Below are 24,894 nucleotides of genomic sequence, written 5' to 3' on the forward strand. Positions count from 1 at the left end.
AGCATTCCGGTAATATTGAAACATCATTTTTCTGGATGATCGATCATGGCGTCGTTGCCCGTACAAATCCTGGTCCTGCTGGTGGCCTATCTGATTGGTTCGGTGTCGTTCGGGGTGGTGGTCAGCCGCCTGATGGGGCTGGCCGACCCGCATTCCTACGGCTCGGGCAACCCGGGGGCCACCAACGTGTTGCGTACCGGGAACAAAAAGGCGGCGCTGTTCACGCTGCTGGGCGACGTGGGCAAGGGTGTGGTGGCGGTGCTGCTGGCCAAATGGCTGGCCCCGTCACTGGGGCTGTCGCCGCTGCTGGTCATGCTGGTTGGGCTGGCCGCCTTCATCGGCCACCTGTATCCGGTGTTCCATGGCTTCAAGGGCGGCAAGGGCGTGGCCACTGCCGGCGGGGTGCTGCTGGCCATGAACCCGCTGCATGGGCTGGCCGTGCTGGCCACCTGGCTGGCCGTGGCCTTCGTCACCCGCTATTCGTCACTGGCGGCCATCGTGGCGGCGCTGATGGCGCCCATCTACTGGCAGCTGTTCTACGGCATCGACGCCCGCGCCCTGGTGGTGCTGCTGATTGCCGCGCTGCTGATCTGGCGCCACCGCGAGAACATCAACCGGCTGCTGACGGGCAAGGAATCGAAGATTGGCGGCGGCAGGAAGGCCGCGCCGAAGGTCAAATACCCGCCGCCGCGGGTGGGGGGGCACTGAGCGTCACGCCGCCGGCAGTTCCTCCAGCGGCCAGCGGGGCCGGACATCGAAGTGCAGTGCTTCGCCGGCAGGCAGGGGGCTGGCGGCGGCCAGCCGGCGGGCACCGGCGTAGGCGATCATCGCGCCGTTGTCGGTGCACAGTGCCAGTGGCGGGAAGTGGATCTGCAGCGGCCCCCGGCGTTTAGGCCATCGCTTCACGGCGTCGGTCAGCTTGGCACGCAGGCGGTGGTTGGCACTGACCCCGCCCGAAATCACCAGCCGGTTCAGTCCGGTCTGCTCCAGTGCCTTCAGCGACTTGCCCACCAGCACATCGGTGATGGCCTCTTCCACCTCGCGGGCCAGCCAGGGGCGGTGTTCGGTGGGCAGCCCCTTCTTCACCTGCGTGAGCACGGCCGTCTTCAGGCCGCTGAAGCTGAAATCCAGATCGGGGCTTTTCAGTTTGGGGCGCGGCAGGCTGAAGACTGGTGCATCGGGCTGGTCCGGATTGGCCTGTGCAGCCAGTGCCGACAGGGCCGGCCCGCCGGGATAGTCCAGCTCCAGCAGCTTGGCGCTCTTGTCGAAGGCCTCGCCGGCGGCGTCGTCCACCGTCTCGCCCAGCAGCGTGTACTGGCCCAGACCATCGACCTGCAGCAGCTGGGTGTGTCCACCCGAGACCAGCAGTGCCACGAACGGGAAGGCCGGCGGATCATCCGACAGCAGCGGCGAGAGCAGGTGACCTTCGAGGTGGTGCACGCCGATGACGGGCCTGTTCAGCGAGAAGGCCAGTGCGGTGGCAACCGCCGCGCCGGTGAGCAGCGCGCCCGCCAGTCCGGGCCCCTGAGTGTAGGCAATGGCGTCGATGCTGTCGAGCGGCCGGCCGGCCTCGGCCATCACCTGTTCCAGCAGCGGCACGATGCGCTCGATATGGTCCCGCGAGGCCAGCTCGGGCACCACGCCGCCATAGCGGTTGTGCATGGCCACCTGGGAGTGCAGGGCCTGTGCCAGCAGGCCGTGGTCGGTGTCGTAGAGGGCGATTCCGGTTTCGTCGCAGGAGGTTTCGATGCCCAGTACCAGCATGGGGGACGCCTTTTCTGTTCAAATCAGCTGGTGCGATGATACGCGGGTTCGGCAGGGGGTAAGGCGGGTGGAAACGTGTGACGTGGTGGTGATCGGCGCCGGTGCGGCCGGGCTGTACTGTGCCGGGCTGCTGGGACAGCAGGGCAGGCAGGTGGTGGTGCTGGATCATGCCCGGCGCATCGGCGAGAAGATCCGCATTTCCGGCGGCGGGCGCTGCAACTTCACCAACCTCAATGGTGCGGACCCGGCCCGCTACCTGTGCACCGACCCGCGCTTCGTGCGCTACGCGCTGAAGGAACATCCACCCGAGCGTTTCATCGCGCGGGTGCGTCACGCGGGTATCGGCTTTCACGAAAAACACCTGGGGCAGCTGTTCTGCAACGACAGCAGCCAGCAGATCATCGACATGCTGCTGGCCGATTGCCGCCGCGGCGGCGTACAGATCCGCCATCCGGTGACGGTGACCGGCATGCAGCGGCTGGTGGTGCGTGAATCACAGGAGCCGGAGGAATCACGCCTGGCAGATCGTCCGTCCGCGACAGGGGCGCCTCCAGTGCCCGGCATCCGGGCCTTGCAGGACACGGACGCCGGACAGGCCCCCCGTTTCGAGATTCGTACTACGGCAGGTGTACTGCGTGCCCGCAGCCTCGTGATCGCCACGGGCGGGCTGTCGATTCCAGCCATCGGCGCCTCGGACTTTGCCTGGCAGCTGGCCACCGAGTGGGGCCTGCAGACCATCGCTCCCCGGCCGGGCCTCGTGCCGCTGACGATGACCTCTTCCGCCTGGCAGCCCTTTGCCGCGCTTTCTGGTGTGGCCCTGCCGGTGGATGTGTCGGTGACGGTCAGTCCACCGGGGCGTGCAAAGACCAGAAAACCGCAGTCTGTACGCTTCGGCGAAGACCTGCTGTTTACCCATCGTGGCCTGTCGGGGCCGGCATCGCTGCAGATTTCCAGCTACTGGCGCGCCGGCCAGCCGCTGTGGCTGAACCTGCTCCCCGGGATAGAACGGGCTGGCGAATGGCTGGTGGATCTGAAGCACGGGCGGCTGGCGGCTTCTCCCCTGTCCGAGGGAAAGCGGGGAGACGGGCAGCCCCATCGCCAGCAGCTGGGGACGATCCTGTCGACACTGCTGCCGGGCCGGCTGGCCCGTGCGTGGCTGGCCGGTGCCGCCACCCTGTCGGGAACGCAGTGGCCACCGCAACTGGCAGCCGCCCTGCAGGGATTGCGTGAGGACATGCGCCTGACCGACCTGCCCGATGCCCGGCTGCGCGAACTGGGGCAGGCGCTCAATGCCTGGCCGCTGGTGCCGGCCGGGACCGAGGGCTACCGCAAGGCCGAGGTGACGGTGGGCGGGCTGGCCACGGCAGAACTGGACCCCACCACGATGATGGTCCGGCGCATTCCAGGCTGTTACTGGATCGGCGAGGCCGTGGACGTGACCGGCTGGCTGGGTGGTTACAACTTCCAGTGGGCCTGGGCTTCGGCCTGGGTGGCTGCGCGGGCACTGGGCAACCATTGAGGCGCCCTTGATGATCAGACCCGGGGAAACTTCTGCCTGCTGTGCAGGACAGCAAGTCCAGACAGGCCCGGGGTGCTTCGCATGCCACAGAGCGATTCGTGGCCCGACGCGCCAGTGGCAGCCGACGGACGAACCCCGCCGGGCGACGGGATGCCGTCACTGCTTGGCAAGTGAACGGTGTCATGGCTATAATGCCGGACTGATCACAATAGCCCCCCACAACGTTTCAAGGAAGGTTTTTTCATGCCACTGGTCCGAGTCAAGGAAAACGAGCCGTTTGATGTTGCCCTGCGGCGCTTCAAGCGAACCATCGAGAAGACCGGCCTGCTCACCGAGCTGCGTGCGCGTGAGTTCTATGAAAAACCGACTGCAGAACGCAAGCGCAAGAAATCTGCTGCCGTGAAGCGCCACCACAAGCGCCTGCGCAGCCAGATGCTGCCCAAGAAAAAATACTGATCCCCCCGGGTCATCCCCCCGGTTCAGTCTTTTTTGACACAGGCTGCTGTGTGCCGGTGCATGTCCGTGAGGGCTGCGCTGGCGTATGGCAGCCGTGCCGTTCTCTGTCGTTTTCATATTCCTCACTGCACGGGTTCCTGAACAGCCCGTGGATAGCCCCATGAATGCAGCTGCTGATCTCAAAACGCGTATCGATGCCGACATGAAGGCGGCCATGCGGGCGCGCGAGAAGGTGCGTCTGGGTGCATTGCGGCTGCTGCTGGCCGCCATCAAGCAGAAGGAAGTCGATGAGCGCATCACGCTCGACGACACCCAGGTGCTTGCCATCATCGAGAAACTCTCCAAGCAGCGGCGAGACTCGATCGAGCAGTTCGAAAAGGCCGGCCGTACCGAACTGGCCGAACAGGAGCGCGCCGAACTGGCCGTGCTCGACACCTACCGTCCCGCCCAGGCCGACGAGGCGCAGATCAGCGCCGTCATCGAGGCCGCCATGGCAGAAACCGGCGCCACCGGCATGGCCGACATGGGCAAGGTGATGGCCATCGTCAAGGCCAGGCTGGCAGGCCAGGCCGATCTCGCTGCCGTGTCCGCCCGGGTCCGTGCCCGGCTGGCCGCCTGAGCGCGCCCGTCTGGCGCACACTCTTCGCCCCATGAAGGTTTGATCCCGCAATCGTTCATTCAGGAGCTGCTGACCCGCGTCGACATCGTCGATGTGGTGGGTCGGTCTGTCAAACTGAAGAAGGCGGGTGCCAATTACCAGGGGCTGTGTCCTTTTCACAACGAAAAGACGCCTTCCTTTTCCGTCTCGCCCACCAAGCAGTTTTACCACTGTTTCGGCTGCGGCGCCCATGGCTCGTCCATCAACTTCCTGATGGAGCACTTCGGCATGGGCTTCGTCGAGGCCGTGCACGAACTGGCCCGCGACGCCGGGCTGACCGTGCCCGAAGACAACTCCCGCGAGGGGCGTGATGCCGCCCAGAAGGCCAGTCAGCAGCTGGCGCTGTCGCAATGGATGGACCGGGCCGCCGCCTACTACCGCCTGCGGCTGAAGGAAACCCCGGCGGCCATCCAGTACCTGAAGGACCGGGGCGTGAGCGGCGAGACGGCCAAGCGCTTCGGGCTGGGCTATGCCCCGGCCGGCTGGCGCAACCTCGAGGGGGTGCTGCCCGACTATGCCGCGGAAGACGCCGAGCGGGCCGGGCTGGTGATTGCCGGTGACGAAGGCAGGCGCTACGACCGCTTCCGCGAGCGGGTGATGTTTCCCATCCGCAACCCGCGCGGGCAGATCATCGGCTTTGGTGGTCGCGTGATGGGGGCTGGTGAACCCAAGTACCTGAACTCCCCCGAAGGCCCGCTGTTTTCCAAGGGCCACGAACTCTACGGCCTGTACGAGGCGCGCGAGGGCATTCGCGAAACCGGCCGGGTGCTGGTGGTGGAAGGGTACATGGACGTGGTGATGCTGCACCAGTACGGCTGCACCTATGCCGTGGCCACGCTGGGTACGGCCACGACGGCCGTGCACATCACCAAGCTGCTGCGCCAGGCCGACCGCATCGTCTTTGCCTTCGACGGTGACAGCGCCGGTCGCCGTGCGGCATGGCGTGCGCTGGAGAACGCACTGCCGGTGCTGTCCGACACCAAGCAGCTGGATTTTCTGTTCCTGCCGCCCGAGCACGACCCCGACAGCTTCGTGCGCGAGGAAGGGCTGGAGGCTTTCGAGGCGCTGGTGCGCGATGCGCTGCCGCTGTCGTCCTTCCTGCTCAAGGAGCTGGCCAGCCGGGGCGACATCACCACCCCGGAGGGGCGTGCACGCATGCAGGCCGAGCTGAAGCCGCTGGTGCTGCAGATGCCCGACATTGCGCTGCGCACCCAGATTCTCGTGGACATGGCGGGCCGGCTCGGGCTGCACACCGAAGAACTGGCCTCCTATGTGGGCCTGCAGCTGGCACGTCCTGCCGCACCGTCGGGCCGCAGTGGCCAGGTGCGGAATTTCGGCGGCGCAGGGGGCCATGCGCGCGCCGGCAACGATTACGGTGCGCGCCAGGCTGGTCGGAGCGGTGCTTCGCGCAGCGATGGACGCTGGGGCGGTGCCGCCCAGGGGGCTGGATTTCAGGGCGCTGGTTCCCATGGTGCCCATGGTGACGCCTCTGGCGCTGACCCGTACGGGCGCGGAACCCATGCAGGCGGAAACCGTTCTGGCAGTGGCCATGGCGGATGGACGCGCGAGGGGGGCGCAGGCCGCCCGGATGGAGGGCGTGCCGGTGCAGGGGATGGACGCTGGGGAGGCGCTGTCCAGGGGGCTGCTGGTCATGATGCTGGCCGCCGTGGGGGCTACGGTGATGGCAGCCGGGGGGCAGATGCCGCCGGCCGGGACCGGAACTTCGGCAGCAGGGCAGGTCGCGATGGCGGTTTCGCCGGTCGTTCCGGGTTTTCCGCTTCGGGGCCGGGGGGCGCCGGGGGCGGCCGTCTGCGCCCGACACCCACCACGCTGGTGCAGCGTGTCTGCCTGCTGCTGGCCTACTACCCGGCGCTGGCGCAGGAGCCGCTGGAAGACGAAAACCTGCTGCCGCAGCGCCTGCTGGACTGGCGGGCGCGGCTGGCCGGGCTGCCGGTGGGGGCGCACTTTGCCTCGGTGCTGGCCGGTGTGCGGGAAGAATCGCCCGCACAGGCCGCCTTCATCGAGCAGCTCGACGAGAAGGACGCGGGCGTGATGGCCAGCATGGGCTACGACGAAGCCCAGAAGGATTACTTCAATGCCCTGGACCGGCTGCGGCTGGACCAGGCCCGGCACGAACTGGTGCGGGCCGTCAGCCAGGGCCTTGATGAACCGGGGGTACGAACCCGATATGAGGAACTGACGGCTGTGATCAAGCGCTTATCCGAGCGGGGAGCGGGCTGATATGATTAGAGTTTCTTCATATTGGGGCAGGTCCGTGCCCGTTCGCAGGCATGGCGTGCAGGCCACGGGGCACACGCCGGCCTGCGGGGTGCTTCGCCGGTGCCTGCGCACGGCCCGCGGACCGGGCCGGCCGGGGCCCGGCATCGTGGGCGCAGGCCGGTATGCGGCTCCGCGGGCAGTACAGGCGGCCGAAGGCGTCTTCTTCGGTAACGGACAATGAACCTCACCCCGGCGGTGAGTCATCGAGGTTAGGGAGCAGGCGGGCAGCACGGTTTCCGGAAGATCCGGAACCGGCGGGCTGCCCGGAGGCTCGAACAGGCAAGGCGGAAATCAACGTGGCAAAAGACTCTGACAAAACTGCAACCCAGGAAGAAGTGACCGGCGCAGCCGCACCGGCCGCCGAGGGCGCCGAAGCCAAACCGGCGAAGAAGGCCAGGGCCGAAAAACCGGCCAAGAAGGCCGCCAGCAAGACCGTCAAGGCCGCGAAGGCTGATGGCGCCGAGGCTTCCGACGGTGAGGAAAAGGCCGCAAAGCCGAAGGCCAGCCGTGCGAAGAAGGCCGATGGCACCAAAAAGCCGGCCAAAAAATCAGCCAGCAAGAAAAAGGCTGCGGCGAAGCCGGCGGCCGGCGGTGAACTGGATGATGATGACGGCTTCGAGGACGGTGGCGACTACGACGTGATCTCCACCGACGACGGCGACAGCGACGGTGACGATCTGGATGGCGTGGATGAAGGCGTGGACGAGGTGCCTGCCGCGCCGGCCAAGGGCCGCTCGCGCGACAAGCGCTCGAAGGAAAAGGCGCTCATCAAGGAAGCGCTGGCCAGCGTCAAGCAGGGCGTGACCGAAGAGGAAATGGAAGCGCGCCGCAGCCGTCTGCGCCAGCTGATCAAGCTGGGCAAGGAGCGGGGCTTCCTCACCTACGCCGAGATCAACGACCACCTGCCCGAGGGGCTGACCGAGGTCGAGGCCATCGACCAGATGATCGGCACCTTCAGTGACATGGGCATCTCGGTGTACGAGCAGGCACCCGACACCGACTCGCTGCTGCTCAACGACCGCACCGTCACCTCGTCGGACGACGACACCGAGGAGGAGGCCGAGGCCGCCCTGTCGTCGGTCGATTCCGAATTCGGCCGCACCACCGACCCGGTGCGCATGTACATGCGCGAGATGGGTTCGGTCGAGCTGCTCACCCGCGAAGGCGAAATCGTCATTGCCAAGAAGATCGAGGAAGGTCTGAAGGACATGATGCACGCCATCTCGGCCTGCCCGACCACCATTGCCGAAGTGCTGGAACAGGCCGAGAAGGTGCGCGAGGGCCAGCTGCGCGTGGACGAGATCGTCGATGGCCTGCTCGACCCCGAGGCCGACGAGGAAATGTCCTTCGGCCCGTCCCGTTCGGACAGCGACGATGACGACGAGGCCACGGTGGCCGCCATGAACAACGCCAAGCTCGAAGAGCTGAAGGAAGAGGCGCTGTCGCGCTTCGACCGCATCGGCGAGTTCTTCGAGGCCATGCGCCAGGCGCTGGAAAACGAGGGCTACAAGTCCGGGCCATACCTGGCCGCGCAGGAATCGGTGCAGAAGCAGCTGATGTCCATCCGCTTCACCGCCAAGGTGGTGGAAAAGCTGTGCGACATGCTGCGCGCGCAGGTGGACGAGGTGCGTACCGTCGAGCGCACCATTCTGGACATCTGCGTCAACCGCGTGGGCATGGACCGCGGCCACTTCATCCAGAGCTTCCCGGGCAACGAAACCAACCTGGCCTGGGTGGACAACGAGCTGGCCACCAGCCCGCGCTACGCCGACGTGCTGACCCGCAGCATCCCCGACATCCAGGATCTGCAGCAGAAGCTCATCGACCTGCAGGCCCGCGTGGTGCTGCCGCTGCCCGACCTGAAGGAGATCAACAAGCGGATGGCCATGGGCGAGATGAAGGCGCGCAAGGCCAAGCGGGAAATGACCGAGGCCAACCTGCGTCTGGTCATTTCCATTGCCAAGAAGTACACCAACCGCGGGCTGCAGTTCCTCGATCTCATCCAGGAAGGCAACGTGGGCCTGATGAAGGCCGTGGACAAGTTCGAGTTCCGCCGTGGCTTCAAGTTCTCCACCTACGCCACCTGGTGGATCCGTCAGGCCATCACCCGGTCCATCGCCGATCAGGCGCGCACCATCCGCATCCCGGTGCACATGATCGAAACGATCAACAAGATGAACCGCATCAGCCGGCAGATCCTGCAGGAAACCGGTGTCGAGCCCGATCCCGCCACCCTGGCCGAGAAGATGGACATGCCGGAAGAGAAGATCCGCAAGATCCTGAAGATCGCCAAGGAACCGATCTCGATGGAAACCCCGATCGGCGACGACGACGACTCGCACCTGGGCGACTTCATCGAGGACACCACCACGCTGGCGCCGTCCGACGCCGCGCTGCACGACTCGATGCGCGAGGTGGTCAAGGAAGTGCTGGATTCGCTCACCCCGCGCGAGGCCAAGGTGCTGCGCATGCGCTTCGGTGTGGAGATGAGTACCGACCACACGCTGGAAGAGGTGGGCAAGCAGTTCGACGTCACCCGCGAGCGCATCCGCCAGATCGAGGCCAAGGCGCTGCGCAAGCTGCGTCACCCCAGCCGGGCCGACAAGCTCAAGAGCTTCCTGGAAGGGCAGTGATGCCCGGGTGACATGGTCTTTGCGTGTCACGGGTTCATCGCCCCCGCGATACCCGGATACCAGACATGAGGCTTTCCTGAGTGGGTCGTGATGCATGGACGTGCCGTCCGTGCATCCACCGGCACGCAACGTGGAAGCGGGCAGGAGCTTGCTCCCAGCCTCCCCAACCCCCCGCACATGAACCCCACACGGTTCGTTTGCGGGGGTTTTTTGTGTTCCGCCAGTGGAGAATCCCCCTCTTGGGTGCTCATGACCGGTGCCCATGACCGCGCTGGCAGTACCCTGAAACCATCGGGGATGCTGTGGCCCTGCAGCCCTGTCCTGTAGCCACCCAAAGGGGGACGCGGGGACCAATGAGTCCAGGACACACGCCAGGCAACGCAGACGCACTCACCAGCCGGGTGTGACCATCAGTAGACACCCAGCCCCCGCTCGTCCAGAGAACGTTGCCGAGGCAGGGGCAGTGCCCCAGACTTGCCGCTGCATGACGTGCCATCGGGGCTGATCCCCGCTGTCACGGGCACCACGCCCGTGCAGCCCGGCGGAAGGCGCCCGCAGCGAACCAGGGGCAGTGCCCCCGGACCGGCACGTCGGCCTTTCGTTCAACTGAACTGGTCTGGAGAGCATGAAACCCTCGCAAGCCTCGGCAGGCTTCACGCTGCAGGAAATGCTGGTGGTGATGGCCATCACCGGCATCGTGGCCGCCGCCGCCATTCCCAGCTTTCGGGACTTTGCCATTCAGCGTTCGATCAACGCCCAGATCACCGACCTGACCTCGGCCATGCGCCTGGCCCGCTCCGAAGCGATCAAGCGGGGGCGGGAGGTGTCGATGTGTCCGACTGCCGATCCGAACCGTGCCAAGCCGGGCTGCAACCGTTGGGGCTATGACTGGTCGACCGGTTACATCATCTTCGTCGGCAGCGTCAAAGGGAACGACCAGTACATCCGCATCCAGCAGGGCTATTCCAATGGCGGCACGATCAAGGCCGATGCCTGGGATGCCGTTCGTTTCCGCCCCAATGGCGTGCTGAAGGAGGGCGGGGCGCGCGTGTTCGAGTTCTACCCCAAACACGCGCAGAACGATCCTTCCCTCATGAAACTGAAGAAAAAGGTGTGCCTGAGTGACACGGGGGTGCTGGCGCAATGCTGAGAACGGAACTGCGGGCACACCCGGAAGCGGGTGTATGGAACCATGAAAAATCAGGCGCACGCATGTCCCCGGAACCTGATGTACGGGTCGGTGCGGTATCTGGTGCAGCGGTATGTCCGAAATCAGGCGTACGTATGCGCCCGAAACAGTCCGGCTCCGGCCTGATCGAGGTGCTGGTGGCGGTGGTGGTGCTGTCGGTGGGGCTGCTGTCCATGCTGTGGGCGCAGACCAAATCGATGGGCTATCAGCGTACGGCCGAGTTCCGCAACATGGCGGCCCAGATTGCGACCGAATATGCCGACCGCATGCGGGCCAATGTGGCAGGGGCCGACCATTACCTGTCCAGTTACAGGTATGACCCGACGCAGGGCTTTTCGCGCCCCAATTCCGGTGAGAAATGCCATACCGCCACCGAGGTGTGCAGCGCCGCCGAAATGGCCGAGTCTGACCAGTACGACCTGCGCGTGATGGCGCGCAACAGCATGCCCGGTGGTGATGTGCTGGTGACCCGTGGCCAGAACAGCGGGTATGACATCTGGGTCGTGTGGATCCAGCCGAATGTGCCGGGTCTGGACGATCCTGCCCTGTCGTCGGCGGTTTTCTGCCCGGATGACCTGAAACGGGACAAACACAAGCCGCAATGTCTTCAGCTGGGGGTATCGCTGTGATGCAGAAACGAACCTGGATGGGGCAGGGCGAGCAGCCGATGGCCTGGCATCCGCCCCGGCGCCGCGCGCAGCAGGGGTTCTCGATGATCGAGATGCTGGTGGCCGTGGCCATCGGCCTGATGGTGACGGCCACCGTGCTGTACACCGTGAGTGGCTCGGGCATGTCGGGGCGCAAGCAGAACGTGCAGGCCTCCATTCATGATCAGGGGATGCTGGCACTGGTGCAGCTGGCCGACCACCTGCGCATGGCCGGCTTCTGGATGCCGTCCTCGGAGGTGATGCCCGAAGACGTGTCCATGGACCACGAGACTTCGCTGTTCGGCTGCCGCGGCGACTTTACCGATCCGTCCGCCCCCTGGAGCGCGCTGGCCTGCAGCAATGTGAACAAGGATGCCAGCGACACGCTGGCGCTGCGCTTCGAAGTGGCCCGGGGTGGGCGCAACTGGGACTGCCTGGGCAGCGTGGTCATCAGCGAGGAGATGGACCAGGCCGAGGATGCCAGGGCTGCCGCCAAAAAAACGCAACGGGTCAGGCACGGAGAAAAGGTCTCCAACGAGATCAATGAACGCATCTACGTGAAGACGCAGGGTACGGCTTCGGGCAATCCGGGCCTGTTCTGCCGTTCGAACATTCCGCCCACGCCCCAGCCGAACAAGCCGCCCAAAACGGAACAGCTGCTGGCCGACAACGTGGACCAGCTGCGCATTTTCTACGGGGTATCGCCCATCAATGGTGAGGCCCAGTCGACCAACGTGGCCTTCGATGCTCCGGCGCTGGCGGGCCGTACCGAGAAGTATGTGTCGGCCACCGACCTGGTGAAGGCCTGCCAGCCGGGCCAGATGGCGGCCAATTCGTGGTGTGCGGTGGACTCGGTGCGTCTGTGCCTGGTCATGCGCAGTGACAACAACGTCAACGAAGAGGCCCGCACGCCCTATGTGGATTGCGATGGCAAGGTGCAGTACTCGAATGACCGCCGGCTGCGGCAGGCGTTCACGATGACCGTGGCCCTGCGCAACAAGGTGGCAACGCAATGAGGTCCAGCGTGAAGACACAGGGACGGAAGGACATGGCTGCACGGAAAACCGCCACGCCGGTTCACGCCGGCGTGACAGCGGCAGGGCAGGGGCCGCTGGGGGCGCCCAGGCGCAGCCAGCAGGGCCTGGTGATGATGATGACGCTGATCCTGCTGGTGGTGATGGCCCTGGGTACGGCAGTGGCCGTGCGCCTGTCGCTGACCACCGACATGGTGGGCGCCAACCTGCGTGCGCGTACGCTGGCCTTCCAGGCGGCCGAGGCGGCACTGCGCTTCTGCGAACGGCAGGTCATCAACAATTTTGCCGGCACGCCAATGATCACGGCGCTCTCCTGGGACGAGTGGACCGACGAGAACCAGTGGAATGGCCCCGCGGGCCGCAGGCTGACGCCGCAGGAAATCAACGTGCCGGCGCAGATCAAGACCATGCCGCAGTGCCTGTTCCGCTACCTGACGATCGACGACTGGCGCCAGATCGCCCCGCCCAAACCGGGTACGGTGACGGCCGAGTCGCGTGGTTTCGATTCCGACCGCTTCCGGTTCGTGCGCATCACGGTGCGTGGTTACAGCCCGGATTATGTGCCGGCAAACAGTGGTGATCCCCAGACGGCCAAGGGTTCGGAAGTCCGTCTGCAATCGATGGTGAGAGTGATCCAATGAACGTGTTTCAGACACAGGGGCGCAGCCTGCGCCAGCAGGATGGGGAAGTGACGCGGGCCGTGGCCTGTGGCCGGGCGCCATGCTCCGGCGCGGACATGCCTCACACCGGCATCTTTGGTCCGTTCGAGGTGGAGGCCGTGAACAGCGCAGAGGCGCCGGTGCGTGCCGAGCCCATGCCGGCCGGCCTGATCCACCACACGGTGGCGCGGGCAGGGCGCGGTGTGCGGCATGCCGGTTTCACGCTGATCGAACTGCTGATTGCCATTGCCATCGTGGGCATTCTGTCGGCCGTTGCCATTCCGTCGTACTTCACCTACATCCAGCGCGCCAACCGGGCCGATGCCAAGGCCGTGCTGATGGACGCCACGCAGTTCATGCAGCGTTTCTATTCGCTGCACAACGGCTACAACCGCCAGCGTGATGGCCAGACGCCGGTGGAACTGCCCGATTCGCTGAAAAAATCGCCTCGCAACGGAGCGGCGCTCTATCACATCAGCCTGAGTCATGTGGATGCCACCAGCTATACGCTGCAGGCCAGGCCGGTGGACAGGAACGACCCCTGCGGCACGCTGACACTCAACAGCACGGGGCAGCGCGGCATCACGGAGCGTCCGGCCAAGAGCGGCATGACGGCCGAGAGCTGCTGGCGCTAGGACACAGGCTGCCGGCCCGCCGGGCCGTGCAGCCAGATGCAGCGCCGGCAGTGGCTGCCGGGGCAGGGGCGGTGGAACCGGGGCTCCACGGGAGCATCGGCCTGCCGCCCGGTGTGTATCCGGAAGGTTTTCTCATCAGGCCAGTCAGGCCGGTCCGTTTCGGGCAGGCCGGGCAGGGCCGGGAAAAACCGCCCGGAAGGGAGTTTCAGAGATGAATCAGCAGGAATTGTCGCGCGGCCACTGGGCCGATGGTGCCTGGCGCAAGGCGCATGCCGGACTGGCCGGGGAGCCTCCCGGCACGTTTGCCACGGACGTGGACGGTGAGGACGCAGGGCTGTGGATGCACGGCCTTTCGTCGTTTGATGATGCGCCGGAACTGGACGTGCTGTGGGGGCTGGCCGGGCAGCTGGAGGCCAGTGCCGAAGAACGGGCCGCATGGCACGACCTGAGTGGCGCGGACGAGCCGGACTGGCACTTCCATCTGGGTTTCGACGCACTGGACAGCTTTGCCGGCTTCGAGGGTTTCGACGATTCCGTGGATGGGCCTGATGGAGACGTCGTCTTCGGCCGGGACGAAACCGGGGCGCGTGCATGGGGGAATTCCGGCCATCCATCACCATCGGTTCGGGGGCCGGGAGCAGATGTCCTTCGGCCTGCCGTGGAGAGCGACGACGCCAGAATCATCACCGTACACGGGCACTGAACACACGGAACACGAAAGGACAGGGGGCTTCGGACCAGGGCGCACTGCCGGCCGAAGTGTCCATGAACGAACAGTCACAGATCCGTGAATGACCCGATACGGGTTCACGGACAACCAGACGAATACCGGGCATTGGGATATGAAGCACATTCAACAGAATGACGCAGGACAGCGGGTCGGGGGGCGGCCGGTGGTGCGCCGCGTTGCGCGGGCCGTGCAGGTGGCACTGGCACTGATGTCGTGTGCCGCAGCACCGGCCGTGCTGGCACAGGCCGCATCCGGTGGCGCCGCGAGTGGTTCGAAGCTGGCGCAGGAGTCACTGATCATCAAGCAGCTGCCGGTAGTGGAACCCAACCTGATGTTCACGCTGGATGACTCGGGGTCGATGGCGTTCAACTATCTGCCGGATACGGATCTGGAGAGCATCATCTTCGGATTCCACCCGGGGGAACCGAGCTTTTTTCCTGACCGCGAGCTGACCGACGATGACTATAACAACAAATATGTCCGGGTCTATTCGGTGTACTACGCGCAGGGTCTGCTGGCCACCAACGACAATAACGTGCTGGCCGCGCGTCGCCGTTCGCCGCAGGTGAACACGCTGTATTACAACCCGGATGTGCAGTACAAACCCTGGGTGAACAAGGATGGTACGTCGATGGAGAACGCCAATCCGAAGGCGGTCATCTATCACATCGGCCATCCGCACAAGTCCATCCGTGACTGGCATACGCTGGACATCACCGGTACGCACAGCACGCTTGGTCAGGTCGACGGCGGCAAGGGCGTGCTCAAGAACATGAAGATCCCGGTATGTGTCGAGCCCACACTGGGAACCAACAGTAAAGGCAGGTACTGGAGCATTACGAGTAACTGGTATGCACAGGGCTGGTGCAAGCGTGATGACAGCATCACCGAAATTGCACCGGCCACCTATTACCTGAAGAAAGACCCAGCCTTCCAGCCGCCTGCCGACTGGAAGCAGGACAGCGCCTCCAACTACCAGCGTGTGTCGATCAAGGACCACCAGAGCTTCGATCGGGCATTGGCCCGCGAAGACTGTGCGCTCAATGCCGCAAAAACGGGGCGCGTCTGCACACAGGCGCAGGAATACCAGAATTTTGCCAACTGGTTCCAGTATCACCGAACCCGCATGCATGTGGCCATTGCGGCCGTGGGCAATGCCTTCGTGAAAGCGCTGGGTGGTGATGTGCGTGTGGGCTATGGGGCCATCAACAACTCGGAAGGTAACGAGTTTTCGGGGCTGGTCGGCAAGGATATCGATGGCAAGAACATGCCCATCATCGAACGGGGCGTGCGCCGCTTCGAGGGCAAGGACCGGGAAGATTTTCTGGCCTGGCTGCTGTCGCGCGAGGGCAAGGGCCCCACGCCGCTGATGCGTGCGATGAGTACGGTCAACAAATATTTCGAGCGGGATGACAATAATGGTCCCTGGGGCAACAACCCCGGGCATGCCCAAAGAGGGGAGTCCAACAGCGCCCATCTTGCCTGCCGCCGCTCGTACCACATCCTGATGACGGATGGACAGTACACGTTCTGGTATCCGGGTGTAACCGATGATGAGAAGAACAGACTGCAGACGGAAAAATATACGCTTGAATCCGATAACGTAGCGGGGGATGTCATTCGGGATGACCGCCCGCCCACGGACGGAAAGCCCCGTCCCTCCTATCAGTACCAGCCGGAAGCGCCGTTCCGCGGTACCGCCTCGGGCTCCCTGGCCGACTACGCCATGGATGCCTGGAAGAAGGACCTGCGCAAGGATCTTCTCAATATGGTGGAGCCCTACACCAGCACCAAGGATGGTTCGAACCCGTCGTTCTGGCAGAACGTTACCACCTACACGCTGGGCTTTGGTCTGAAGGGCACGCTGGATCCGAACAAGGATCTGGAGGCCATCAAGGCCGGTACGAAGCAGTGGCCCGGAACAGTGAAGGCCGGTGATCCGACCGCCATCGACGACCTCTGGCATGCGGCCATCAACGGCCATGGCCGTTACGTGGATGTGCAGAACAGTGAAGGCTTCCTGAGCGAGATGGAGTCCATTCTTGCCGATATTGCCAACCGGACCGGTACGCAGTCGGGTGTGGATGTGGCGTCGCGCGCCCTGCAGGCCGACAACCAGAAGTTCGTGCCGTCATTCCAGACCAAGCTCCAGACGGGGGAACTTTCTTCCTTTGCCGTGAACGCCAGCGGGGAGCAGGGCGCCCTGCAATGGAGTGTGTCACAGCACATCCCGCTGCCGAATGCGCGCGCCATGTTCGTGGGCGATGGAACCCGTGAGGGGGCGAGCTCCTTCTCATCGGCAGGCCTGGGACAGAATGCACTGACGGCACTGGCCGGCGGGGCAGGTGTCGACCTCAAGAAGGACGCAGCCAAGGGCAATGCGCTGATCGGCTTCCTGCGGGGCGAGCGGGATGCGTCCTCGAACACGTTCCGGACGGTAGCCAAGGGCCTGGGCCCCATCGTCAATTCCTCGCCCACCTACGTGGGGGCCGCCATCGACCGTGGCTATCGCTACCTGCCCACCAACCTGAAGGACAACGCCGGGGCGGGCAGCAGTTACCGCACCTATGTGGACCAGAAGCGCCGGCGGGCCTGTGCCGGCACCGAAAGCCGGGTGTGCGGGCAGACCATGGTGTTCGTGGGGGCCAACGAGGGCTTCCTGCATGGCTTCAATGCCAACCCGGACACGGCGAAGGACGGTGGCAAGGAGATCTTTGCCTATGCGCCCTTTGGCTCGCTGAAATGGCTGGGGGCGTCCACCCAGAAGGGCTATCACCCGCGGCTGCTGATGGATGGTCCGCTGATCGAGCGGGACGCCTTCTGGGACGGCCATTGGCACAACGTGGTGATCGGCACGACCGGCGCCGGCGTGAAATCGGTGTTTGCGCTGGATGTGACCGACACCCGCAGCACGGCCCTGAACGAGAAGGCGGTGCTGTGGGAGCTGAGCGAGGAAACGCTGGCCGCCAACACCAGTGCCGACACTTCGGGCAGCACCGATGCGCTGGGTCACGTTCTGGCCGAACCCGAAGTGGGTGTGCTGGCCGACGGCACCTGGGTGGCCGTGCTGGGTAACGGGTATGAAAGCAAGTCCAACCGCGCCCAGCTGCTGGTGGTGCGCCTGAAGGACGGTGTGGTGCTGCACCGGCTGGACACGGGTGTGGGCAGTGACAAGAATCCCAATGGGCTGGGTGGCGTGGCGCTGGCGCGTGATGGCAACCAGGTGATCACTGGCGCCTATGCGGGGGACCGGCTGGGCAACCTGTGGAAGTTCGACATGGCCAGTGCCAACCGCAGTGACTGGCGGGTGGGCTATGGTGGCAAGCCGATGTTCACGACGCACGGTGCACGCCCGATCACGGCAGCACCCAACACCGTCACGCATCCGCTGGGCGGCATGATGGTGCTGTTCGGCACCGGCAAGCTGTTCGAGAAGGGCGACAACATTCTGCCCACGGATGGCAGCACGCTGCCGGTGGATGCCATCTATGGTGTGTGGGACCGCACCCGCGTCATTCAGGAACGGGTTGCCGGCACTACCGAACGGCTGGTCTGGGTGGACGAGAACGAGCGGGCCGCCAACGGCAGCTGGTCGGTGTACAAGGCCGGCAGGCCGGTGACCGCAGCCCAGGTCCGGAAGCGCAAGGTGAATGTGCTGGTCGTGCAGGGGCGCCGTCTGGCCGTGATTCCCACCACGGACAAGGCCAACAGTGCGCTGGACTGGCAGACCGAGCGGGGCTGGCGCATCGACCTGCAGGGGATGATTCCCATCGAGGGGCAGCGCAGCATTCTGGCCCCGCAGCTGCTGTCGGGGATGGCGCTGTTCGAGACGATGAGCCCGCTGGTGAACGAGTCGATTGCTGCCTGCCAGGCCACCATCAACACGCCGGGCTTCTCGCTGCTGGTGGATCCGCTGTCGGGCCGCATGAGCACGAAGTCGGTCATCGACACCAATAAAAACCGGGTGATCGATGGCGACGACGAAAAGGTGGGCGGCTGGGCCGTGGAGAACTGGACGGGCCGCTCGGTGATCCTCTCGGAAAAACCGCAGGCGCCGTGCACCACGAAGGACTGCAAGCCGGTACAGCCCAAGCTGGTCTGCCCGAAGAATTCCCTGGGCAGCAGCCTGCAGAACGTGGGTGAGGCGGAGAATGTCTGTGTGGGCATTCCGGCACCGACCCGCTGGTGGTGGCGCGAGCTGTCCATCCCCGACAACAGCTACAGTGCGGGGGCGGCCGTGACCAGCCCGCTGGAGGGCGGGGGGAACTGACCGGACAGGAAGCCGTTTGGCAACGCACCGCCTGCCGTTCGTCGAATCAGGGCGTGCAGCGGTCCGGTGTCGCTTGTGCGCCACGGCGGCCGGCGTGATAGTGCGGGCAGCAGCGAGGAGGCATGGGCCCGGGCGTGGGTTCGGGCATGTCTCCCTTCGGGAAGACGTTCATGGCAGCCAATGTGATGAAGAACAGCAATCCGGTCGTACAGCAGGGTAGCAATGGGCAGGTGTGCCCGGGCATTCGTCCTGCCGCTGGCCGTGCCGTGCAGCTGGCCCTGGTGGTGATGGCCTGCATGGGCAGCCTGCCGGCCCAGGCGAAGATGGCCCAGAACTCGCTGGTGGTGACCACACCGCCCATCATCGAACCGAACGTGATCTTCACGCTGGATGATTCGGGGTCGATGCTGTACAACTTCCTGCCGGACAATGACGGGCAGCGCAGGCTGCAGGCCTTCCATCCCAGCGAACCGAAGGTGATGGAGAAGGAAGGCTTCGCCTACGGCTACACACTGGATGGTGCCCTGGCCGACCGGACCGACAGTCTGCTGACGGCGCGCCGGCGCTCGCCGGATGTGAACACGCTCTACTACAACCCGGAGGTGCTGTATCTGCCGTGGATGAAGTCGAACGGTACGCGTGAGCCCAATGCAGACCCAAAGGCGGCGTATTACTTTTTCAATCACAATTCGCTGCGGGTGAACCTGGTGGGGCAGGTGGCCATCACGGGCGAGCATGCAAATCACGTCTGCAAGGAATTGCGCAGGGATAACAGCGGCTGCGAATACTATCCACGCAACGACATGCCGGGTACGGTTTATCCGGCTACGTATTTCCGCCTGAAGAGTGCGAACGATCCGAACGGTTCGAAAAAGAAACTGGACCCCACCAGTCCGGCAAACTTCGAGCGTTTCATCATTGCCGAGCGAACCAATGGTGTCGATGTTCGTTCGGATCTGCGAACCGATTGCGCGGAGGTGTCGAAGGGGCTTCGCCACTGCACGCAGGAGCAGGAATACCAGAACTTTGCCAACTGGTACCAGTACCACCGGATGCGCTACCTGCTGGCAGCCGGCGCGGTGAGTGAGGCCTTCTACCGCCAGGTGGGCGGGGATGTGCGCCTGGGCTTTGGCCGGATCAACAAGGGCGAGTCCAATGTCGATGGCCAGCGCACGAGTGTGATCGAGAAGGGCGTACGCCGCTTCGAGGGGATCGACAAGGAGGCCTTCTTCAAGTGGATCCAGAAGGATGTGCGGCCGCACTATGGCACACCGCTGCTCAACGCCACCATGTCGGTGGGCAAGTATTTCGAGCGTACCGATGCGCAGGGGCCATGGGCCGATACGTCGCAGAAGCACGGAACGCGATATCTGAGCTGCCGCCGCTCCTATCACATCCTGATGACGGACGGTGCCTACAACGACGGCAACAAGGACGAGCTGTTCCGGCAAAGACCTGGCGCGGCGAATGCCGACTGGGTGGATGGCCCGCTGATTCCCGCCTCCGGCAGGAACAAGGCCTACCAGTACAAACCGCACGAGGAATCCGATCCGATTCGCAAGCGGTTTGCCAGTGAAACGTCGCAGACACTGGGCGACCTGGCCATGTATTTCTGGAACCGCGACCTGCAGCCCGGCATTCCCAACAATGTGCCCACGGGCACGGGTGATCCGTCGTACTGGCAGAACGTGACCATGTACACGATGAGCTTCGGTGTGGGAGGCACGTTGCCGGCAGGTTCCCCGGAACAGCAGCGGGCAACACTGGAAAAGATCCGCAACGGCCAGCTGAACTGGCCGGCAAGGATTGGGGGGGAGTCTCCCGAGACACTGGACGACCTCTGGCACGCCGCCGTCAACGGCCACGGCCGCTACGTGAACGTCAACAACAGCACGGAGTTTCTGGCCTCGATGCGCCAGATTCTGGCGGAAATCGTCGATCGTACGGGTACCACGGCCGGTGTGGCGGTGAGCAGCCGGGCGCTGCAGACCAGCAACCAGAAGTTCGTGCCGTCGTTCACCACCCGCAGCCGGACCGGCAATCTGGAGGCCTATGCGATCAGTGCCGTGGGCAAGGAGGGGGTACGTCAATGGGGCGCGGCCGAGAAGATGCCGCACTGGAGCTGGCGCAATGTCATCGTGGGGGAATCCGCCGGGCTGACGGCCCAGAAGCTGGAATGGACGCAGCAAAAACCCAACTACCTGACGCAGGATATGAAGGATATGCTGCTGGCGCAGGCAGGGGTGACCTCGGGTACCGAGGCCGAGAAGGCCGCCGAAGGCTGGAAGCTGGTGGCCTATCTGCTGGGTGACAGCAACTACGAGACGGTCAAGTACAACGCGCGTCGTGGTGCGCTGGGGCAGATCATCAATTCGAACCCGGTGTTCATCGGGGCGGCCACCAACCATGGCTACGGGGCGCTGCCCACCAACCTGACGGCTCCGTCCGGTGAAAAGACCGTGCCGCTGGGCACGCTGTACCGTCAGTACATCAGGGACACGAAGGGCCGCAAGGACCGCAAGCGGCTGGTGATGGTGGGCAGCAACGAGGGCATGGTGCATGCCTTCGATGCCCAGACCGGGGCCGAGCGCTTTGCCTATGTGCCCCATGAGGTGGCAAAGGAAATGGCCCGTCTGGCCAACCGGAACGTTTCTGACGAGCGGCTGCTGATGGATGGGCCGCTGGTGGAGACGGATGCGTATTTCGAGGGCAGCTGGAAGAACGTGGTGCTGGGTACCACCGGGGCCGGGCCGGCGGCGGTGTTCGCCCTGAACATGTCGGACACGACCGATGCAGGCCTGGGTACGAAAACGCTGATGTGGGAGCATGACAGGGACAGCCTGAAAGAGCTGGGTCATGTGCTGTCGGCGCCCGAGGTGGGGGTGCTGCGTGACGGCACCTGGGTGGCGGTGTTCGGCAATGGCTACGAGAGCAAGAGCGGGACGGCACGGCTCTTCGTGGTGGATCTGAAGACCGGGCGGCTGCTGCGCGATATGGACACAGGGGTGGGTTCGAAGGAATCTCCCAACGGTCTGGGCGGCGTGAAGCTGCTGCGCGACGGCAACGGGGTGATCACGGCGGCCTATGCGGGTGATTTGCTGGGCAACCTGTGGAAGTTCGACCTGGCATCGCACCGTTCCCCGGAGTGGAAGGTGTCGTTCCGTGGCAAGCCGATGTTCAAATCGGAGAATGGCCGGCCGTTCACGGCGGCACCGGCCACGGTCACGCATCCGCGGGGCGGGGTGATGGTGCTGGCCGCCACGGGCAAGCTGTTCGAGGAGGGCGATGAAAAGCTGCGCGAGCTGCAGTCGGCCTATGGCCTGTGGGACGCCTCGGTGCTGGTGCAGAAGCCGGGCGGTTCGACCAATGCGGGCCCGGGCGCCCTGTCGGGCAGGCAGCTGCAGGAGTGGGTCTGGCAGGAGGGCCAGCCCTTCGATGCCACGAAACTGCTCAAGCGTGAGCAGTCGCTGTCGCAGGGCGGAAGCTTCTCGCAGCAGACCGACCCGACGAAGGTGCTGGACTGGACGCAGCATCGGGGCTGGCAGGTGCCGCTGACGATGATGAAGGACAAGGGCCTGCGCAACATCGTGCAGCCGCAGTTGGTGTCGGGGCAGGTGATGTTCGAGACCATGACGCCGGTGCTGGACGTGGACTATGCGAAGGATCCGTGTGCCGATCTGGTCGATGTGCCGGGCTTTACGCTGTTCCTCGATCCGCTCTCGGGCGGGATGTCGAAGAAGGCGGTGATCGACACCAATCGCGACGGGAAGATCAACGACAAGGACCTGGCGGTGTCGGGCTGGAAGGTGGAGAACTGGACGGGCCGTTCGGTGGTGCTGACCGAGGAGCCGGCCAAGCCCTGCACGACCAACCCGTGCCGGGCGCAGGGTCAGTCCGTGCCCCTGTGCCCGGCACAGACGCTGACCAACATTGCACTGACGGCCAAGGAGGCCACGGTGGTGTGTGTGAATCTGCCCACACCCAACCGCTGGTGGTGGCGCGAGCTGGCCATTCCGGACAACTCGTACAGCGCCGGCAAGGCGGTGGACCCGGATACGCTCAACGGCAGTTCCGGCCAGTGAGGGTTACTTACGGCCGCTGATTGGCAAAGGTGTCGCACTTCTGCACCGAGCCGCTTTCGTAGCCGATGCGGAACCAGGCCAGGCGCTGCTGCGAGCTGCCGTGGGTGAAGCTCTCCTGATTGACGGAGCCGCCGGCCTTGCGCTGGATGGCGTCGTCGCCCACGGCGCTGGCGGCATTCATGGCTTCGGCGATGTCGTTGGCGTCGAACCAGTTGAGGGCCTTCTGTGAATGGTTGGCCCAGATGCCGGCGTAGCAGTCGGCCTGCAGCTCAAGGCGCACGGAGAGGGCGTTGTAGCTGCGTGCGTCCAGCCGCCGGCGGGCCTCTTCCATTTTCTGGAGGGTGCCGGTGAGGTTCTGGATGTGGTGGCCCACCTCGTGGGCGATGACGTAGGCCTGGGCGGTGTCGCCGTCGGCGCCCAACTGGTTCTTCAGGATGCTGTTGAAGGCCAGGTCGATGTAGATCTTGCGGTCACCGGGGCAGTAGAAGGGGCCGGCGCCGGTGACGCCGGTGCCGCAGGCGGTGGCGGTGCGCCCCGTGAACAGCACGAGACCCGGCGGGGTATAGCGCGCGCCACTGGCCTGGAAGATCCGTGACCAGACGTCTTCTGTGCTGCCCAGCACCACGGAGACGAAGCGTTTGGCGGGGTCGCTGCTGCCCTGGGTCTGGCCCTGCTGGCGGCTCTGCTGCTGTGGCGCGTACGACTGCTGCTGTGTGGGGGTGCCCATGTCGGTGCCGCTGAGCAGGCCCAGCAGCGTGAGGGGGTTGATGCCCAGCAGCCAGCCCCCGACGAGGATGACGGCAATGGTGCCCAGGCCCAGCCGGCCGCCCCCCAGAAAGGGCAGGCCACCGCCGCCGCCCAGGCCGCCACCGTTGCCGCGGCGGTCTTCGATGTTGGTGCTCTCGCGTTCGTTTTCCCAGCGCATGAGAAGGTCCGTGAATGGGGTACTGTGTTGGATGGCGGCGACAGGCCGCGGGCAGGCGTCGTTCGTGGGGGACGCACAGGTCAGGGTGCGTCATGGATGGATGCGCCCATGACACGCTTCAGGGTACGATCTGCCCGTGATGATAACTGCGCCGTGCTGTAGCAATTGGTTGCGTAAGTTGCCAAAAATCACGAATTGGTCTGTAATGATGGGCAACATGGGTAGGGAAGTTCTTTCGGCATGACGATTCGCTGTGACCGGATCTGTCTGCGGGACGGGGGCAGGGATGTACTGCGCGCGCTGTCGCTCGACATCCCCTTTGGCGGTCCGCTGACCATCGTGGGGCCGGCCGGGGCGGGCAAGTCTGCGCTGTTCCGGGTGCTGGCCGGGCAGCTCCGTCCCTACGCGGGGCGGCTGCACGTGCATGGCCGCGAGGTGGCGCTGGATGGCGGGCGCAACAGCCAGGTGGCGCTGGTGGACTGTCGCAGCACCAATTACCCGGACTTCTCCGTGTGGGACAACATTGCGGTGCCGCTGCGGCTGGCCCGCAGCAAGCTGCTGGAAGAGCAGGTGATCACGCTGGCGCATGCGGTAGGGTTGGGCGACTGTCTGTCGCTGCGGCCGGACGAGCTGTCGCTGGTGGGCCAGCGGCGGCTGGCGCTGGCGCGGGCCCTGGCGGCACGGCCGGCGCTGCTGCTGCTGGACGATCCCCTGGCGCGGCTGCCCGATGCCGAGGCCGGCCATCTGCTGGAAGACCTGCCGGCCATCTGCCGCACGGCCTGGCAGCAGGGCATGGCGGTGGCGGTGGCCACGCGCAGTTCGCAGGTGGCGCTGGCGCTGGGGGGGGATACGGCGGTGGTGGCGCAGGGGCGGCTGCAGCAGCAGGAGGCCCGGGCCATCGATGTGCTGCTGCGTCCGGTGTCGCTGAATGTGGCGCGGGTTTTCGGCGATCCGCCCATCAACCTGCTGCGGGCCACGCTGGTCAATCATGTGGTGCACATCGAACAGGGGCCCAGCCTGATGCTGATGGCGCCGCTGAACGTGGAAGACCCGGCACTGCTGGCCGGCATCCGGCCCGAAGACCTGCGGCTGCAGGGCAGTGTGGGGGATCTGGCGTTCCCGGCGCGGGTGGAACGGGTGGAATGCAGTGTGCATGGCAGTCGCATCGAGTGCCGCGCGCGGGCGGGCAGCCTGACGGTGATGGCGCCGTCGCTGCTGCGGCCGGCGCTGGGCGAGTCGGTGGTGCTGTATGCGGATCCGGGGGCGGTGTATCTGTTCGATGGGGCCGGGGCGCTGGTGCAGCAGATCGAGCGCGCCACCGAGCGGGTCCGACGGGTGCCCGAGGTGGTGCCGGTAACGGACGACATGCCGGACACGGTGGAAGGCCCCACCATTTTTGCGTTGCGCTGAGGG

The 24,894-nt window shown here is 65.1% G+C and carries 17 protein-coding genes; 15 read left to right on the plus strand and 2 right to left on the minus strand.

Features of this window, described 5'->3' with window-relative positions:
• Positions 1-45: 45 nt before the first annotated feature.
• Positions 46-708 (plus strand): glycerol-3-phosphate 1-O-acyltransferase PlsY, encoded by a 663-nt coding sequence (gene plsY / locus EHV23_RS01200; RefSeq protein ID WP_125094357.1) that lies wholly within the window; start codon positions 46-48, stop codon positions 706-708.
• A gap of 3 nt (positions 709-711) precedes the next feature.
• Here the strand turns inward: plsY and tsaD are convergent, their stop codons facing one another.
• The gene (gene tsaD, locus EHV23_RS01205; RefSeq protein ID WP_125094358.1) at positions 712-1,764 is read right to left on the minus strand and encodes a tRNA (adenosine(37)-N6)-threonylcarbamoyltransferase complex transferase subunit TsaD; all 1,053 of its coding nucleotides are present in this window, start codon (positions 1,762-1,764) and stop codon (positions 712-714) included.
• 67 nt (positions 1,765-1,831) lie between these two features.
• On the opposite strand from tsaD, the gene EHV23_RS01210 reads away from it, so the two are divergent.
• The 13 genes from EHV23_RS01210 (at position 1,832) to EHV23_RS01270 (ending at position 22,556) form a co-directional block, all read left to right on the plus strand.
• Positions 1,832-3,283, plus strand: coding sequence for a BaiN/RdsA family NAD(P)/FAD-dependent oxidoreductase (locus EHV23_RS01210; protein ID WP_125094359.1), 1,452 nt, complete (start codon positions 1,832-1,834; stop codon positions 3,281-3,283).
• Positions 3,284-3,526: 243 nt separating this feature from the next.
• Positions 3,527-3,739 (plus strand): 30S ribosomal protein S21, encoded by a 213-nt coding sequence (gene rpsU, locus EHV23_RS01215; protein WP_005673817.1) that lies wholly within the window; start codon positions 3,527-3,529, stop codon positions 3,737-3,739.
• 160 nt (positions 3,740-3,899) lie between these two features.
• Complete coding sequence (locus EHV23_RS01220) at positions 3,900-4,358, plus strand: GatB/YqeY domain-containing protein (RefSeq protein WP_125094360.1); 459 nt, start codon at positions 3,900-3,902, stop codon at positions 4,356-4,358.
• 39 nt (positions 4,359-4,397) lie between these two features.
• Positions 4,398-6,638 (plus strand): DNA primase, encoded by a 2,241-nt coding sequence (gene dnaG, locus EHV23_RS15780; protein WP_238990223.1) that lies wholly within the window; start codon positions 4,398-4,400, stop codon positions 6,636-6,638.
• Positions 6,639-6,973: 335 nt separating this feature from the next.
• Entirely contained in the window at positions 6,974-9,310 is a 2,337-nt protein-coding gene (rpoD, locus tag EHV23_RS01230) for an RNA polymerase sigma factor RpoD (protein ID WP_125094361.1), read from the plus strand.
• A 625-nt stretch (positions 9,311-9,935) separates the two neighbouring features.
• Positions 9,936-10,460 carry a GspH/FimT family pseudopilin gene (locus tag EHV23_RS01235; RefSeq protein WP_125094362.1) on the plus strand — a complete coding sequence of 175 codons (525 nt, stop codon included), beginning with the start codon at positions 9,936-9,938 and terminating at the stop codon, positions 10,458-10,460.
• A 134-nt stretch (positions 10,461-10,594) separates the two neighbouring features.
• On the plus strand, positions 10,595-11,128 hold the full coding sequence (gene pilV, locus EHV23_RS01240) for a type IV pilus modification protein PilV (protein WP_158615771.1): 534 nt from the start codon (positions 10,595-10,597) through the stop codon (positions 11,126-11,128).
• On the plus strand, positions 11,128-12,162 hold the full coding sequence (locus EHV23_RS01245; protein WP_158615772.1) for a PilW family protein: 1,035 nt from the start codon (positions 11,128-11,130) through the stop codon (positions 12,160-12,162). Before pilV ends, EHV23_RS01245 begins: the two co-directional genes overlap by 1 nt.
• A gap of 32 nt (positions 12,163-12,194) precedes the next feature.
• Positions 12,195-12,821 (plus strand): pilus assembly PilX family protein, encoded by a 627-nt coding sequence (locus EHV23_RS01250; RefSeq protein ID WP_125094365.1) that lies wholly within the window; start codon positions 12,195-12,197, stop codon positions 12,819-12,821.
• A complete protein-coding gene (locus EHV23_RS16330; protein ID WP_275265078.1) occupies positions 12,818-13,474 on the plus strand; it encodes a type IV pilin protein in 657 nt (218 codons plus the stop codon). Before EHV23_RS01250 ends, EHV23_RS16330 begins: the two co-directional genes overlap by 4 nt.
• Positions 13,475-13,685: 211 nt before the next feature.
• Positions 13,686-14,177 (plus strand): hypothetical protein, encoded by a 492-nt coding sequence (locus EHV23_RS01260; protein ID WP_125094366.1) that lies wholly within the window; start codon positions 13,686-13,688, stop codon positions 14,175-14,177.
• Positions 14,178-14,316: 139 nt separating this feature from the next.
• Positions 14,317-18,474, plus strand: a complete 4,158-nt coding sequence (locus EHV23_RS01265) for a pilus assembly protein (RefSeq protein WP_125094367.1) — start codon at positions 14,317-14,319, stop codon at positions 18,472-18,474.
• Positions 18,475-18,644: 170 nt separating this feature from the next.
• Positions 18,645-22,556, plus strand: a complete 3,912-nt coding sequence (locus tag EHV23_RS01270; protein WP_158615773.1) for a pilus assembly protein — start codon at positions 18,645-18,647, stop codon at positions 22,554-22,556.
• Positions 22,557-22,563: 7 nt separating this feature from the next.
• Here the strand turns inward: EHV23_RS01270 and ypfJ are convergent, their stop codons facing one another.
• Positions 22,564-23,481, minus strand: a complete 918-nt coding sequence (gene ypfJ, locus EHV23_RS01275; protein WP_125094369.1) for a KPN_02809 family neutral zinc metallopeptidase — start codon at positions 23,479-23,481, stop codon at positions 22,564-22,566.
• A gap of 240 nt (positions 23,482-23,721) precedes the next feature.
• On the opposite strand from ypfJ, the gene EHV23_RS16335 reads away from it, so the two are divergent.
• The gene (locus EHV23_RS16335; RefSeq protein ID WP_125094370.1) at positions 23,722-24,891 is read left to right on the plus strand and encodes an ATP-binding cassette domain-containing protein; all 1,170 of its coding nucleotides are present in this window, start codon (positions 23,722-23,724) and stop codon (positions 24,889-24,891) included.
• Positions 24,892-24,894: the final 3 nt, after the last annotated feature.

Source organism: Lautropia dentalis (assembly GCF_003892345.1).
In the GTDB taxonomy this organism is placed as follows: Bacteria; Pseudomonadota; Gammaproteobacteria; order Burkholderiales; family Burkholderiaceae_E; genus Lautropia; species Lautropia dentalis.